The 14,831-nt window shown below is 60.8% G+C and carries 16 protein-coding genes; 3 read left to right on the plus strand and 13 right to left on the minus strand.

Features of this window, described 5'->3' with window-relative positions; genetic code table 11:
* From AC1DWF_RS23685 to AC1DWF_RS23700, 4 genes are all read right to left on the minus strand, one after another.
* The coding region (locus AC1DWF_RS23685) for a transposase (protein ID WP_476842111.1) at nt 1-202 on the minus strand (202 nt) is incomplete at its 3' end.
* A gap of 554 nt (nt 203-756) precedes the next feature.
* Nucleotides 757-1,617 carry a C40 family peptidase gene (locus tag AC1DWF_RS23690; RefSeq protein WP_476788906.1) on the minus strand — a complete coding sequence of 287 codons (861 nt, stop codon included), beginning with the start codon at nt 1,615-1,617 and terminating at the stop codon, nt 757-759.
* Entirely contained in the window at nt 1,614-1,964 is a 351-nt protein-coding gene (locus AC1DWF_RS23695; RefSeq protein ID WP_378944995.1) for a MarR family winged helix-turn-helix transcriptional regulator, read from the minus strand. Before AC1DWF_RS23695 ends, AC1DWF_RS23690 begins: the two co-directional genes overlap by 4 nt.
* A 168-nt stretch (nt 1,965-2,132) precedes the next feature.
* Nucleotides 2,133-3,497, minus strand: coding sequence for a leucyl aminopeptidase family protein (locus tag AC1DWF_RS23700; RefSeq protein ID WP_476784312.1), 1,365 nt, complete (start codon nt 3,495-3,497; stop codon nt 2,133-2,135).
* Between the two features lie 134 nt (nt 3,498-3,631).
* Between AC1DWF_RS23700 and AC1DWF_RS23705 the strand changes: the two genes are divergently transcribed.
* Entirely contained in the window at nt 3,632-4,444 is an 813-nt protein-coding gene (locus AC1DWF_RS23705) for a tetratricopeptide repeat protein (protein WP_476842112.1), read from the plus strand.
* A gap of 72 nt (nt 4,445-4,516) precedes the next feature.
* On the opposite strand, the gene AC1DWF_RS23710 is transcribed toward AC1DWF_RS23705, so the two are convergent.
* The 9 genes from AC1DWF_RS23710 to AC1DWF_RS23750 form a co-directional block, all read right to left on the minus strand.
* Nucleotides 4,517-5,533, minus strand: a complete 1,017-nt coding sequence (locus AC1DWF_RS23710; protein WP_476784314.1) for a type II secretion system F family protein — start codon at nt 5,531-5,533, stop codon at nt 4,517-4,519.
* A 4-nt stretch (nt 5,534-5,537) separates the two neighbouring features.
* On the minus strand, nt 5,538-6,551 hold the full coding sequence (locus tag AC1DWF_RS23715; protein ID WP_476784315.1) for a type II secretion system F family protein: 1,014 nt from the start codon (nt 6,549-6,551) through the stop codon (nt 5,538-5,540).
* Between the two features lie 28 nt (nt 6,552-6,579).
* The gene (locus AC1DWF_RS23720) at nt 6,580-8,070 is read right to left on the minus strand and encodes a CpaF family protein (protein WP_476842113.1); all 1,491 of its coding nucleotides are present in this window, start codon (nt 8,068-8,070) and stop codon (nt 6,580-6,582) included.
* Nucleotides 8,071-8,099: 29 nt separating this feature from the next.
* Nucleotides 8,100-9,386 (minus strand): CpaE/TadZ family protein, encoded by a 1,287-nt coding sequence (locus tag AC1DWF_RS23725; protein ID WP_476788908.1) that lies wholly within the window; start codon nt 9,384-9,386, stop codon nt 8,100-8,102.
* A gap of 22 nt (nt 9,387-9,408) precedes the next feature.
* Nucleotides 9,409-10,113, minus strand: a complete 705-nt coding sequence (locus tag AC1DWF_RS23730) for a CpaD family pilus assembly protein (protein WP_476788909.1) — start codon at nt 10,111-10,113, stop codon at nt 9,409-9,411.
* 14 nt (nt 10,114-10,127) lie between these two features.
* Complete coding sequence (locus tag AC1DWF_RS23735) at nt 10,128-11,651, minus strand: type II and III secretion system protein family protein (protein WP_476842114.1); 1,524 nt, start codon at nt 11,649-11,651, stop codon at nt 10,128-10,130.
* Nucleotides 11,648-12,463, minus strand: coding sequence for a Flp pilus assembly protein CpaB (gene cpaB / locus AC1DWF_RS23740; RefSeq protein WP_476781558.1), 816 nt, complete (start codon nt 12,461-12,463; stop codon nt 11,648-11,650). The genes AC1DWF_RS23735 and cpaB overlap by 4 nt, the downstream gene beginning before the upstream one ends.
* Nucleotides 12,464-12,581: 118 nt before the next feature.
* Nucleotides 12,582-13,103 (minus strand): A24 family peptidase, encoded by a 522-nt coding sequence (locus AC1DWF_RS23745; protein ID WP_476781559.1) that lies wholly within the window; start codon nt 13,101-13,103, stop codon nt 12,582-12,584.
* A 173-nt stretch (nt 13,104-13,276) separates the two neighbouring features.
* The gene (locus AC1DWF_RS23750) at nt 13,277-13,468 is read right to left on the minus strand and encodes a Flp family type IVb pilin (RefSeq protein WP_476781560.1); all 192 of its coding nucleotides are present in this window, start codon (nt 13,466-13,468) and stop codon (nt 13,277-13,279) included.
* A gap of 394 nt (nt 13,469-13,862) precedes the next feature.
* Between AC1DWF_RS23750 and AC1DWF_RS23755 the strand changes: the two genes are divergently transcribed.
* Entirely contained in the window at nt 13,863-14,246 is a 384-nt protein-coding gene (locus AC1DWF_RS23755) for a pilus assembly protein N-terminal domain-containing protein (RefSeq protein WP_476781561.1), read from the plus strand.
* A gap of 128 nt (nt 14,247-14,374) precedes the next feature.
* Nucleotides 14,375-14,831 (plus strand): TadE/TadG family type IV pilus assembly protein (locus tag AC1DWF_RS23760; RefSeq protein ID WP_476842115.1); only part of this gene is annotated, 457 nt, incomplete at its 3' end.

Here is a 14,831-nt window from a genome sequence, read left to right on the forward strand (position 1 = left end):
GCTCAGCCGAGTTCTTTCCCACGGCGATCGACCGCCAGCCAAACAGTTGGGATGGGCTGATCCCGATCTCCCGGGCCAAGGCCGAGATGTTTGCTCCAGGCTCAAAGCTCTTGGCCACCATCGCCGCTTTGAACGCATCAGACCAGCGCCGACGACGCGCAATTGGCGCACCTTCAAACGGAGCCGGAAAGGCCTCAATCAAATGAAAATTTCTATCCGCAGGCATAGGCGTAGACATAGAACATGGCACCAATCTGGATCGCTCGTGCCAAATGTCGCCTGAAGCTTTACCTAAAACCAGATGGGATGCCCTTGGCGCTTACACAGGTGGTGACAGGCTGCATCGATGAACTAGGCGGCATGGGACGGCTGCAGCAGTTGAGATTCCACGGCATGGATCCCCGGGACTTCGCACGTCGCTTCGCTCCTGCTCCGCCCGAGGATGACGAAGGCAGGTAGGCTTTCGGCTAGTCTCCAAGCTTGGCACTCGGCACCAGGCACTTGGCAGGAAAATGCCAGGATTTTTGCGCAAAGAAGGGGTGCCTGGTGCTGATCGCTGACGTTGACGATTAGCCTAAGACATCAATGCCTTCGTCATCCTCGGGCGGAGCAGGAGCGAAGCGACGTGCGAAGTCCCGGGAATCCATGCCGTGACAGTTCCTTAAGGGGAGTCGTGATCCCCCTTCTGGTCCTGATGCCGAGAAAAATCGCAAAACCGTGGAGACATTCTCCACGGTCGGAACAATGAATTAGCCCCTACGGACGCCTGAACGCGGTCGGGCCGCCATAGAGGTAGCCGATGCGGTCGATGGCTTGGCGCAGGCCCTCGCGGGCAACGGTCATGGTGTGGCCGTTGGCGTGGATCATCATCTCGGCATCGGTCATGATAGCGACATGGCCCTTCCAGAAGACGAGATCGCCGCGCTGGAGCTGCGAAAAATCAGTGCCAGGATCTACCGGAGTGCCGAGCGCAGCCTCCTGCATGTCGGAATCGCGCAGCACGTCACGCCCAGCCATGCGCATCGAGAGCTGGACCACACCAGAGCAATCGATGCCGAAGGCACTGAAACCGCCCCAGAGATAGGGCGTGTCGATCAGCCGTTCCGCTACCGAAACAAAATCGTCAGCCTTGGTGCCGACCGGCGCCAGATGCTGAGTGACAATCGCCTCGCCCGAAGCCAGCAGCGCATAATTTGTGCCGCGCGTTTCGGCATAACCGGTGACGGCGACCTGCGAGCCCAGCGACAGAGCCGAGCTGCGCGGAAACTTCATGTCCGGGCCAGGATAGACAAAAGTGCGAAGGGCGGTGACGACATGCGTCGGCTCGGGTCCACGTGGGGCAAGGTCGCCCGCCGAGACATAACCGACATAACCGTCGCGCTCGGCCTGGAGCCAGGCGAAGCCCTCGGTCTCTTCGAAAACCAGAACGTCGTCGCCAAAAAGCAGCTGCGTGTTGAGGCCAGAATCAGGACGGGGTGCCTTGCGGACATCGGCGACGGGCACGGAAATGCGTGCCGGGCGACCAGTGACAAAACTCTCGGCCGCGACTTCGCCCTTGAGGCGGGCGTCGGCCAGGTCGGGGCGGAAGGCGTGAAGGCGGCTGTCTCGGGCGGTCAAATCGGAAGCTCCATGGCTTTGGCAATGATAGCATCGCCCAGTCGCTCGACATAGAGCGCGCCTTCCACCGTGCGCCGGATCAGGACGTTGCGTTTGTCGAGTTCGTCGCGGTGGCGCGACACCAGCTTGAGCGCGCCCATGGTGTCGAGCGCGCGGGTGATGACCGGCTTGCTGACGCCGAGGCGAGCGGCGAGCCCACGCACTGTGTGCGGCGGCGGGTCGAGATAGATGGTGAGCAGGATCGCCATCTGGCGCAGCGTCAGATCAGGCGCGTCATCACGCACCTCGGAAAGGGCAAACTGCTGCAGCAGCCTCAATGACTGGCTCGGACGCAATGCGATCGGCATGACGCCAGCATCCACGCTAATTGTTTCGGTTCCGTTTCAGTCAAAAGGGAATTTGCGGCGAGGGCAAGGCGGGAACCAAGACATGCTGTACGGTCGTTCTGCGACGTTACAGGGGTGTGGCCTCCCGTCCCTCGTATAGCCGGCGATGGACGAGAGGCTTCACCGTAATCAGCCAAACCGCGCCGAAATCACCTTCTCCAGTGCGCGGATCGCCTGGGCCTCGCCGCCGATCGGGCCGTGCGGGCGGTCGCTGGGGTTCCAGGCAAAGATGTCGAAATGCGCCCAGCTGGACGTCTTGTCGACAAAGCGCTTGAGGAACAGGGCCGCTGTGATCGAACCGGCGAAACCGTCCGTGGTGACGTTGTTCATGTCGGCGATCTTCGACGACAGCTTGGCATCGTAAGGCCTCCAAAGCGGCATGCGCCAGATCGGGTCCTCGACCGCAACCGATGCGGCGGACAGCTCGGCAGAGAGCGCTTCGTCGTCGGTGTAAAAGGGCGGCAGATCGGGCCCAAGGGCCACGCGCGCGGCACCCGTCAGCGTCGCCATGTCGATCAACATGTCTGGCTGTTCCTCGTCGGCAAGGGCGAGCGCATCGGCCAGCACSAGMCGGCCCTCGGCGTCGGTGTTGCCGATCTCGACCGTGATGCCCTTGCGGCTTTGCAGCACATCGCCGGGGCGGAAGGCGTTGGCCGAGATCGAGTTCTCGACCGCCGGGATGAGCACGCGCAGCCTGACATTGAGCTTGGCCGCCATGATCATCGAAGCGAGGCCAAGAACGTTGGCTGCGCCGCCCATATCCTTCTTCATCAGGAGCATGCTCGATGGCGGCTTGATGTCGAGGCCGCCGGTGTCGAAGCATACGCCCTTGCCGACCAGTGTGACCTTGGGAGCATCCTTGGGGCCCCAGTTCAGATCGATCAGGCGCGGGGCGTCATCAGAGGCGCGGCCGACAGCGTGGATCATCGGGAAATTGTGCTTGAGCAGGTCGTCGCCGATGGTGACACGAAGCTCGGCGCCATGAACACTTGCAAGCTTCCGGACCGCAGCCTCAAGGGCCGATGGCCCCATGTCGTTAGTCGGCGTATTGACCAGATCGCGAACGAGGAAGATCGACTCGACCATGTGGTTCACGCGAGTAGCGTCGACGCCCTCGGGCAGAGCGAGGCGGACCTCCCTGCCCGACTTCTTGCCATAGCGGGTGAAGGTGTAGCCGCCGAGAGCGACACCAAGGGCGGCCAATTCTGGATGCGAAGGTTGGGCGGCGAAATGCCAGGCGCCTTGCGGCAGGTTGCGGGCGAGCGCGCCAAAGGCTAGCCCGCTTTCACTCTGGCCAGTCCCGAACAGCGCTCCTGCAAGCCGGCCATTGGCACCGGGAACCGCCAGCACCTTGCCCGCCTCGCCGGCAAAGCCGTTGGCATTGGCCCAGGCGAGGATTTCGGGTGCGAGGCCCGCACTTTCGAGGCCGTCCTTGGCAACGAGGTGGATCGGCAGCGCGTCAGCGGGCCTGGTGTCTAGCAGTTCGACCGGCATTTCGACTTCCTTCAGTGTCGGATGGCGCAGCGCCTTGGGCGTTCTTAACCGTCCGTTAGGGTTAACAGAATATTTCTCCAATCCGGGGAGATGGCCGCCGAACGGCCACGCGGGCGAATGGAGAGCCGTCGTCGATGTTGACCAATCGTTCGATGAACGCAACGGGAAAACGCCTTGCGCAGGCGGCTTTGCTTTCGCTGCTTATGGCAAGCGTTGCTGGCTGCGGCACCTCCAAGATGACGACCGGCTCGATCGGCCGCGGCGGCCAGTCGGTCGACACGATGGCGACGGGTTCGCTTGCTGGCTCCGCCGACAAGCTTGGGCGCACCTACGCCAGTGATCCCAACAACAAGCCCGTAGCGATGCAATACGCCTCGGTGCTGCAAATGAGGGGCCAGACCGACCAGTCGCTTGCCGTGATGCGCAAGCTTGCCATCGGCTACCCCAAGGATCGCGACGTGCTCGCCGCCTATGGCAAGGCGCTCGCCGCTTCCGGCGAATTGCAGCCAGCATTGGACGCCGTGCGGCGCGCCCAGACGCCTGAATATCCCGACTGGAAGCTGGTCTCCGCCGAAGCCGCAATCCTCGACCAGCTCGGCCAGACACAGGATGCACGCGGCCTCTATCGCCAGGCGCTCGACCTCAAGCCGAACGAGCCGACTGTGCTGTCCAATCTCGGCATGTCCTATGTGCTCGAAGGTGACCTGAAATCAGCCGAGACCTATTTGCGTTCGGCAKCTTCCCAGCCAGGTGCTGACAGCCGGGTGCGCCAGAACCTCGCCCTGGCGGTCGGCTTGCAGGGCCGCTTCGACGAAGCCGAACAGATCGCCAGCCAGGAGCTTTCTCCCGAACAGGCACAGGCCAATGTCAGCTATCTCAGAGGCATGCTGGCCCAGCAGAATGCCTGGAACCAGATCAAGGCCGACGACAAGTCGAAGAAGAACTGACCGGCAGCAAAGCTTGGAATGCAAAAGCCGCGTCGAACAACGCGGCTTTTTTTGTTGCTGCCGAAGCGGCTTTTATTCGCTGCTCGACTGCTGCTTTTCGCCAAAAACGCCGCGCTGGCTGATCTGCATGCCGGCAGGGCCGAGAATGATGGCAAACAGCACCGGCAGGAAAAACAGGATCATCGGCACGGTAAGCTTGGGGGGAAGTGCGGCTGCCTTCTTTTCCGCCGCGTTCATGCGCATGTCGCGGCTTTCGGCTGCCAGCACACGCAGCGCCGTGGCAACAGGGGTGCCGTAGCGTTCGGCCTGGATCAGCGCCTGGGTGACCGACTTGACCGGTTCGAGACCGGTGCGGGAAGCCAGGTTCTCATAGGCCTGGCGACGCTCCGTGAGATAAGAAAGCTCGGCATTGGTGAGCACGAATTCTTCAGCCAGATCGACCGATTGCGCTCCAATCTCGTCGGCGACCTTGCGCAAGGCCGCTTCGACCGACATGCCTGACTCAACGCAGATCAGCATCAGATCGAGCGCATCCGGCCAGGCCGCCTGGATCGACTGCTTACGCTTGGTGGCCCGGTTAGTGATATAGATCACCGGTGCGTAAAAGCCGGCGTAAGCAAGCACGATGCAGACGAAAATCTTGACGAAGACAGACTTGTCGGCGATTCCGCCAAGAACGAGAACGTAGACCAACCCCAAAACCAAGCCGACGAAGGGCAGTGCCAGGCGAAAGAACAAGAACCTTGTCAGCGGGTTCTGGCCACGGAAACCGGCAACCTTGAGCTTATTGAGCGTGCTTTCGTCCACCAGAGCCCGTCGCAGATCAAGGCGTTCAACGATGTTGCGCATGCCGATCGACTGTTGTTCGCGCAAGCCCTTGTGGCGGCGGTCGCTTTCGGCGGAAAGGCGGATGCGCTGCTTGGCGCGCAACTCGTCACGCTCCAGCGCCACCGCCTTCATGCGCCCCTTGAGCGGATTGCTGCCCAGCGAGGGCATAACGGTGAAAACAGTGGCAAAGACCGCGATGGCAACGAGCAGCGCGATGAGAAATGACGGATCGGTGAGCGATTTGACGACTTGGTCTGTCACTGTCCTAAACCTCGAAATTTATCATCTTGCGCATGATAAAGATGCCGATCGCCATCCAGATGCCTGACACACCGAGGATGAGGTGCCCGGTGCTCGTGGTGAACAGCGGCATGATGTAGTTCGGGCTGCTGAGATAGACGAGCAAGGCAACGATGATCGGCAGCGAACCAATGATCCAGGCCGACGCCTTCGCTTCCATCGACAGCGCCTGAACCTTGGCCTTCATCTTCTTGCGGTCACGCAGCACCCGGGAAAGATTGCCAAGAGCTTCCGAGAGATTGCCGCCGGCCTGGCTCTGGATCTGGATGACAATGCCGAAGAACCCCGCTTCGGGGCACGGCATGGTCTCGGTCATGCGCAAGGCTGCTTCAGGAATGGAGACGCCGACTTGCTGGGCTTCGACCAGGCGACGGAATTCGCTGCGAACCGGCTCGGGCGATTCAGAGGCGATGAGGCGGATGCCGTCATTGAGCGGCAGGCCCGATTTCACGGCGCGCACGATAATGTCGAGCGCATTGGGAAATTCGACGAGGAACTGCTTGACGCGGCGGCCTCTGCGGAAAGAGACAAACCATCTCGGAAGGCCAATGCTGCCGGCAAGCAGCGCACCGGGCAGCAGGATCGGCGGGGCACCGGCGATGAATACCAGGGCAGTGACGACCAACCCGCATATGGCCGAATAGACGTAGAAGCGCTGAACCGTCACCAGCATGCCGGCCTGGCGGATCTGGACGCGCAGTGGCGGTTTCTTGATGTTGCGGTCCTTGGCCTTCTGCTTTTCCTCGAGTTCGTTGAGCGTGTCCTGGACAGATTTACGCCGCTTGGCGACTTCGGCGACCCGGTCGCGGGATGCCTTCACCACTGACTTGTCGGAGTCGGTCTGCCTCACCGACGCAAGCCGACGATCGCTATTGGTCTGGCTCTCGATACGATTGAACAGAAAGGCGTAGGCGACCGCGCCGGCGCTGAGGCCAGCAAGGGCGATGAAGATCAGCATCATGGGGTCGAGGCCGAACATGGGGCGTCAGATCCTCGTTTCTTGCATGTCAGGCTGCGCTCTTTTCCATGGCTTCCAGCGCGATTGCGAGCCGCGCCTCCTCGCCATAGTAGCGGGCACGATCCCAGAAATGAGGACGCCCGATGCCGGTGGAGACATGCTGGCCGATCAGTCGGCCGTTCTGGTCCTCGCCCTTGATGTCATAGAGCACCAGGTCTTGGGTGATGATCACGTCGCCTTCCATGCCGATCACCTCGGTGATGTGGGTGATGCGACGAGAACCATCGCGCAAACGCGCGGCCTGGATGATGATGTCGACGGAACCGACGACGATTTCACGCACGGTCTTCTGCGGCAGCGAATAGCCGCCCATGGCGATCATCGCCTCGATACGGTTGAGACATTCGCGCGGACTGTTGGAGTGGATGGTGCCCATCGAGCCGTCATGGCCGGTATTCATCGCTTGCAGCAGATCGAAAACCTCAGGTCCGCGCACTTCGCCGACGATGATCCRCTCGGGGCGCATACGCAGGCAGTTCTTGACGAGGTCGCGCATGGTGACTTCGCCCTCGCCTTCCAGGTTGGCGGGCCGCGTTTCCAGGCGGACGACATGCGGCTGCTGCAGCTGCAGTTCGGCCGAGTCCTCGCAGGTGATGACGCGCTCATCGCGGTCGATATAGTTGGTAAGGCAGTTGAGCAGCGTCGTCTTGCCCGAACCCGTACCGCCCGAGATGATGATGTTGCAACGGACACGGCCGATGATCTTCAGCACCTCGGCACCTTGCGGCGAGATGGCACCAAATTTGACGAGCTGATCGAGCGTCAGCTTGTCCTTCTTGAATTTCCGGATGGTGAGAGCAGCGCCATCGATCGACAGCGGCGGCGCGATCACGTTGACGCGGGAGCCGTCGGGCAGGCGCGCATCGCAGATCGGCGAAGATTCATCGACTCGGCGGCCAACCTGGCTGACGATGCGCTGGCAGATATTGAGCAACTGCTGATTGTCGCGGAAGCGAATATTGGTCTGCTCGACCTTGCCGTTGACCTCGATGTAGACGTGTTTGGCGCCGTTGACCATGATATCGGCGATGTCGTCGCGGGCAAGCAGCGGCTCCAGGGGGCCATAGCCGAGCACGTCGTTGCAGATGTCTTCAAGCAGTTCCTCCTGCTCGGAGATCGACATCGCGAAATTCTTGATCGCGATGATGTCGTTGACGATGTCGCGGATTTCCTCACGCGCGCTGTCGGGATCAAGCTTGGCGAGTTGCGACAGATCGATCGTGTCGATCAGCGCTGAAAACACCTGGCTCTTGGTGTCGTAGTAACTTTCGCTGCGCTCGCGCTGCTGCGGCTTGCGCTCGGCGGCGAAGGATGGCGAAGGTTCGGCGGCACGTCGAGCCGGAGTAGATGCGGCTGGTGACGGCACCGCAGGGCGCGAGGCAACCAGCGTGTCAGTGGATTGCGCCACAGGCACCGCTCCAACTGGGCGGAATCCCGGCGTCGAGCGGTTGCCGTCGTCGTTGCCTCTCTTGCCAAACATGGTCGACTAGCACCTCCGCGCAGCGCGCATCACTTCTTGCGGGCCTTCAGCCGATTGAGAATTCCTCCGAGACCGGACGGCTTCTTGGCCTTGGCTTCGGACCTTCCGGTCAGGACGTGGGCGATCTCGTTAATTGTCTGGACGACCGCGTTCTTCGCATCCATCTCGCCGAGCATTCGGCCATTGTTGGCGGCATTGCCAAACAGCAGCGGATCAAACGGTATGACGGCCATCGGCGTGATCCCCAGCGGCTCGGAGAAATCCTTCACGGAAATTTCGGGCCGCTTGGGCATCCCGGCCTGATTGAGGACCAGCCTCGGCGGCGGGTCGTTGGGCCGGAGCCGCTTGAGCATATCGACCAGGTTCTTGGCATTGCGCAGATTGGCCAATTCCGGCGTCGCGGTGATGACCACCTCGTCGGCGCGGATCAACGTGTTCTTGCTCCAGCCGCTCCAGATATGGGGAACATCGAGCACGATCAGCGGCGTACTGCGCTGGGCCGTATCGATGATCGAGGCGAAGGCTTCGGCGTCGAAATCATAGACACGCTCCAGCGTCGACGGTGCGGCAAGCAGAGACAGATGTTCCGCGCATTGCGCGAGCAGGCGGTCGAGATAGACCTCGTCGACACGCTCAGGCGCGAACACCGCCTCGGCGATGCCCTGGGCAGGGTCCTGGTCAAAATTGATATTGGCTGTTCCGAAGGCCAGATCGAGATCAGCGACAATGACCTCCGACTTGAACAGGGTGGACATGCTCCAGGCGACGTTGTGGGCGATGGTGGAGGACCCCACCCCGCCCTTTGCGCCGACAAAGGCGATCGAACGGCCGATGGGCTCCGCCTCTGGATCAACGAAGATGGAGGAAATGACGCTGACAACATCGGCCGTAGACACAGGCGCCACGACATATTCGGAAATGCCCGAACGGATCAGTTCGCGATAGAGCGCGACATCGTTGTAGTGGCCGATGACCACGACCTTGGAACTCGGGTCGCAATATTCGGATAGACGGTGCAGCATTTCGAGCAGGCTCTTGGGCTCGCCGCGCGACTCGAGGATGATCAGGTTGGGCGTTGGAGCGCCGCTGTAGACTTCAAGCGCGGTTTCGATGCCGCCCATGTGGACTTGAAGATGGGCCTTGGCCATGCGCCGGTCTTCGCCGGCGCGTTCGATCGGGCCGGCGACGCTGTCGGTTTCGCAGAACGCCTGGATCGAAATGCGCGGCACCGGCCGCAGCACCTGCATCACGGCAAGATCCTGCTGCGAAAGCTCGGCGCTCTCGGGTTGGGAGTCGTCGTAGGCGAGATTGCTCATGTCGAACTGCCTCCAAATCCCATCAATAATTCGTCTCGGGTCGCCAAGCGGCGGGCGGCTTGCGGTATTGGCCGATCACGACGTCGCGGTTCTCGGCATCGATCGGGGTCTGCTTGCGCGGCCCAAGCAGGTCAGCCGGATTGGCGATCTGGGCGGCAATGTTGTTTTGATAGGAACAGCCGAAATTGGCGTAGTGCTTGTTGTCGGCGGTGTTGGCGATGTCTTCCGGCCAGCGGCCACATTGGTCCGTCTGGGCGCGCATCGCCGTGTAGACGACGCGTACCGGCGAGGATGCCTCGGGGTAGGCCGACTGATAGTTGGTGACGGCGATGCGATTTTTCGGAACGCCTGCCTTGATCGCCACATTCATCAGCCCACGCGCCGCATGGGACGCGGCGACATCATTGGCGCCGCCGGACGGCGCCATGATCGTCAGCGAGGGTGCCGCGCGGTAATCGTAATTCTGCAGGAACCCCTCGAAAGTGTCCCTTTGCCCCCTGGTGATGCCGCGATCACCGGCGCCTACCGGGATGTCGATCGTCTGGTTCTTCTCGGCAATGACGATGGGGTGGTTTGTGCGATAGTCGTCGGGGATCGAACCGACGGTCACGCTGTCGCGGTTGGCGCACCCCGCCAGCAGGGCCACTGCCGCTACCGCGAGAAGCGGGAGGAAGATGCGAGACTTTGCCGATCTGACGAGATCGCGCGTGAATACTGCCTGAGACATGCCCCTATCCCCGCTCATTTGTAGATGAAGCCAACGACGCCATGGTAACGGCCGGCGGGCTTGTCGGTTTTCATGGTGCCGTAGACACGATTGACGCGGCCAAGGAACATGCCAGCGCCGTCGCTTGCGGCATTGAAATTGTCGTCAGGCTTGGCGAGTTCGTTACGCGCGATCGGGCGAGCGAGATATGGCGTCACGATGATGACCAGTTCGGTCTCGTTGCGGACGAAGTTGCGGCTGCGGAACAGCGTGCCGAGCACCGGAACCTTTGCCAACCCGGGCAAGCCGCCGATGACCTGCTTGACGTCGTCGCGAACAAGGCCAGCAATCATCATCGACCCGCCAGATGGAAGTTCGACAGTCGTGTCGGCGAGACGCTTGCGCAGGGACGGCAGCATCGGATTGCCACCAGCTGTGCCCGGCGWTTCATTTGTCGGCTCGGAAACCGCCGTGCGAACCTTCAAACTGATGCGGCCCGGTGAAAGGACGACCGGTTTGAAATCAAGGCTGATGCCGTATTCGATCTGGTCATACTTGAGACCGCCGGGATCGGTAACGCCATCCTTGTCGCGTTTCGCAGCCGCAACCTCCCGCAAGATGTTGAATTCGCCGCCAACGCGAAAAGTCGCCTGCTCACCGGAGACGGCAGTCAAAGTCGGCTCGGCCAGTGTCTTCATCACACCAGCCTGCTCCATTGCGCTGATCGACGCGCCAACGCCATTTTTCGAAAGGAAGAAATTGCCTCCCTCGCCTACCAAAGGCGCACCAATGCCACCCGGAATGAAGTTTTCTACACCCCAGCTGATCCCGTTAGAGTTGCCATGCGCCAGCATGTTAACGCCAAGCTGCTTCATGACGTTGCGGCTGACCTCGGCGACCGTGACCTTGAGCATCACCTGGTCTTCGCCGATGATCTGAAGCAGATTGACGATCTTGCTTGTTTGGCGTGTCCGATCGGGGTTGTTGATGTCGACGCCGGCGTTGTCTGAGCCGCCGGTGGCGGTTTGTGAATACTGCCCGGTCGTGGCCTCGCCGCCGGTGACGAAGATCGTCGCCAGATCGACGGCGCGCTTGGAGTCGAGCGGCGTGTCGACGGTGCCGGTCAGCACGACGTTGTCGTTCAGCAGTTCGACCTTGATGTCGGCACCCGGAATGAAACGCCTGATGTAGTCCTCGAGGCCGGCAACGTCGCGTTCGACCGCGAGGTCGAGGCTGACGATCTGCTCGCCATTGGGGCCGAAGACAAAAATGTTGGTCTCACCGACCGCCTTGCCGAACAGATAGATGCGGCGCGCCGTTCGAGTGACGGCGTCAGCGACCGCCGGATTGGCGACAAGAATGTCATAGGCGTCGCTTGGCAGGTCGATGACCACCGACTTGTTGAGCCCGAGCTTGACGCGCTGGCTGTTGGAACTGTTCGATCCCACCTTGGCCTGACCAGCTGCTGAAGCCGGCGACTGGTCGGTTATGATCGCACCAGCGGCGAGGATGCCGAATGCAGCGGCGACAATTGCGAAGTGTCTGGCGCAAGACTTCATTTCCTTGCTCCCGACTCTGATATCTCGCCGGACTTGATAAGCCGGACTGTGCCGCGCTTGCCGCTGCCTGAGACCAGGTAATCGGCCTCGGCCAGGTTTTTTTCCTGCGCATCGGCGACGGAGCGCAACGCCAGCGTCAGCCGGTCGGCCATCTGCTGCGCCACCGTGATGATCTCGGACTGCTGCTGGGTCAGTTCCAGCGTCGCCGTTTGACCGACCTTGACCTTCTTGCCTTCCTCATCTTCCTGGATGGTCTGGTCGATGGCCAGAACGCGGATATTGCTGAGGATGGTTTCGGTGGTGAAGCCGCTGCTGGATTTTTCCGCATCGGAACGCCGCGTCATGATGACGTCGACATAGTCGTTCGGCAGGATGAAGCCACCAGCTGAGGTGTCGGCGGAGATCGTTGTGGCAACCGCGCGCTTTCCGGCGGGCAGCACGGCCGACATGAAGCTCTGGCCCTCGCCGATCAGCTTCGATTTGCGCAACGGTTCTCCGCTGAACATGCCAAGACGCGCGACCGAATTCTTGAATTTTTCAAGCGCCTCGGGCTCGGCGCTACGGGTGATGAAATTGGGGTTGAGGCCGTCGCTCGGCCAAGGCTGCCAGGCGATGTTGTTTTCCACCAGGCCGCCCATGGGCACGTCGCCGGTCAGGACCAGAACGTCGGTCAACGCAAGCTGGGGCTGCTGCGGCCCGGATTCGATGACCACCTCAGGCGGAAGCGGTGCCGACATGTTCTTTGCGACGAAACCGGCGCCGCCCGCTGCGGCAACCGCTACGCCAAGTATCATCAGTCGCGATGCAGCCATCGTCCGAACCCCACCCTGGCAAACCCCATCAAGCCAGGCCGGACTTTGCAGAAGCAATCGTCAACTTATGGTTAATGTAGTCCTTACGATCGTGATTAACTTTGTCTTACGCCGAGCGCTACTGCGCAGCCAGCCGCTCGATCGCCCAGACCATCATCGGAGAAGCTGGATAGGTGACGAGGCCACCGATGCCCAGAGCGATGCCGTAGGGCACGCCACCTGCATCCTTGGAAAAGTTCCTGAGGAACATGTTCTGGCTGGTGATGTGGGAAAGTGCGGAGCTGCGGAAGGACAGGATCGCCAGCGTCAACATTCCGCCGAAGACCGCCGAAGTGAGGAGATATTCCATCAAGGGAATGCCGAACCCCATCCATACTGAGGTCGCAGCAATCAGCTTGGCGTCGCCGCCGCCCATGCCGCCAAGTGCAAAAAGCCCGAAGGTGATGGTGAGCATCAAGGCGCCCGCGGCGAGATGCATGCCGATGTCTGCCCAAGCCATGCCCGTCAGCGGCGCGACGACAAGGAACACCCCGAGCAACAACAGCGGCACACGATTGGCGATGGTCATCGACATGGTGTCGGAGACAGCGGCAAACACCATGCAGAACGGAAAAACGACAAATATTAATGCTTCAAGCATAGTGAGATGTCCGCCATACAGAACATGGTCGAGCATAACGACGTGGCGTTAAGCTTCGATGAAACACGACAGGCGCGGATGCCTCGCCCATAGAAAGCAAAAAGGCCGCTCGCACGAGCAGCCTTTTCACCTACCTTGCCGACCGAAATGCCGGACGAGGCTTTAGGCCCGCATTACGGCTTGACCACCGGCGCCGTAGCCTCTCCGAGCGCCGTCCCGACATCGGCGAACTTTTTGTTGATCGCGGTACCAAGCTGTGTGGCGCCACCGACGATGGCGAGGGCGATGAGGGCGGCGATCAGACCGTATTCGATGGCGGTCGCGCCGGATTCGTCTTTCACAAAACGTGCGATAAGGTTGGTCATTGTTAGCTCCTTGCTCCGTGTTACAGCACTTCCGCCAACATTTCTTTGTCGTTGATCGGATGACTGCAACCTATCGGGGAGCTGTTTCGATCGGCTTAAGAAACAGCCTTACCGAAACCTTTAGCCCGGCATTGCAGCTCTGTGGTTAACCGCTAACTAAACCGGAAGTTACCATTTTCGGCGATACGAAACGCCTGAAATAGCGGCCAGCCGGGTTTCAGGAGCCGACTCCTGATCATGCTCGGATCACGCCGACTCGCGCATCGGTTGCGGTGACCGGTGGCTTAACCGTTGGTTCACCAAAGTCGTTCATGTTCCATTGAACAGTATAGCGACAGCCGCCGAGGGGGCGACTAGCATGGCGAACCTTTTTATCGTTGGAGCCTTAACCGTCATGGCATCGCTTGCCGTTGCCGCGCCTTCGCACGCGGGCGCGGGCATAGAGGTGACGATGAACCAGGCCAAGATCGTTCGGCTCACCCGCCCGGCCGACACCATCGTGGTTGGCAACTCGGCCATCGCCGACGCTTCGGTGCAGGACGCATCGACCATCGTACTTACCGGCAAGGGCTTCGGCGTCACCAACCTTGTGGTGCTCGATGCGCAAGGCAGCCCGATCGTCGACGAACAAGTGACCGTCATCCGCCACGACGCGTCGTCCGTGCGGATCTACAGGCGCTCGGAAATCCAGACGCTGTCATGCACGCCTTATTGCGAAAGCTCCTACAAGAGCGACGCCGAGCGGATGTCCGAGAGCGAGCTGAACGCCAGCCAGTAGCCTGGGCTCAGGGGCGGAGCAAGGTTAGCGCCAAGTAAAGCGGGCTCGCACAATTTCGCCGGTCATCCAAACCGGACTTCAACAGCTTTCCCTTATAAGTCGCCCGAACCATGAGGGGCGGCCGGGACATGAGCGAAACAGCGCCTGCAGCACAAGACGATACGAAAGCGCATCGGCGGGGTTTCTTCGCCCGGTTCGTGCGCGACCAGAGCGGCAGCACGGCAATTGAATTTGTCATGCTGGCGATCCCTTTTTCAATGCTGGTCTTTGCAATCCTTGAGAGCTGCATTGCCTTTGCTGGCCAGCAAATACTGTCGAATGCCGCCGATGACGTCGCCCGCCAGTTCCGCACAGGACAAGTCAAGGCGGCAGAATTTCTCCCCCCCAACAAAGAAATCAACAAAGAAAAGTTGAAGCGCATGATCTGCCCCAAGCTGGAAGTGCTCGTCGCCAAGGGCTGCCCTGAGCTGATCATCGACCTGCGCAGCTACACTACCTTCGCCAATGCTGCCGACGACAAGCTCGAACTGACTGCCAATGGCGATATCAACAGTACAAATTTCGACGTTGCACCCGGACCATCAA

The sequence above is a fragment of the Aminobacter sp. P4_D5 genome, assembly GCF_056401815.1.

What these genes read in the sequence shown, in the direction of transcription:
- AC1DWF_RS23695 (WP_378944995.1), bottom strand. Translation starts at nt 1,964, where the DNA reads ATGCCGATCGCATTGCGTCCGAGCCAGTCATTGAGGCTGCTGCAGCAG.
- AC1DWF_RS23715 (WP_476784315.1), bottom strand. Translation starts at nt 6,551, where the DNA reads ATGTTCGGCCTCGACCCCATGATGCTGATCTTCATCGCCCTTGCTGGC.
- AC1DWF_RS23725 (WP_476788908.1), bottom strand. Translation starts at nt 9,386, where the DNA reads ATGAGCAATCTCGCCTACGACGACTCCCAACCCGAGAGCGCCGAGCTT.
- AC1DWF_RS23730 (WP_476788909.1), bottom strand. Translation starts at nt 10,113, where the DNA reads ATGTCTCAGGCAGTATTCACGCGCGATCTCGTCAGATCGGCAAAGTCT.
- cpaB (WP_476781558.1), bottom strand. Translation starts at nt 12,463, where the DNA reads ATGGCTGCATCGCGACTGATGATACTTGGCGTAGCGGTTGCCGCAGCG.
- AC1DWF_RS23745 (WP_476781559.1), bottom strand. Translation starts at nt 13,103, where the DNA reads ATGCTTGAAGCATTAATATTTGTCGTTTTTCCGTTCTGCATGGTGTTT.
- AC1DWF_RS23750 (WP_476781560.1), bottom strand. Translation starts at nt 13,468, where the DNA reads ATGACCAACCTTATCGCACGTTTTGTGAAAGACGAATCCGGCGCGACC.
- AC1DWF_RS23755 (WP_476781561.1), top strand. Translation starts at nt 13,863, where the DNA reads ATGGCATCGCTTGCCGTTGCCGCGCCTTCGCACGCGGGCGCGGGCATA.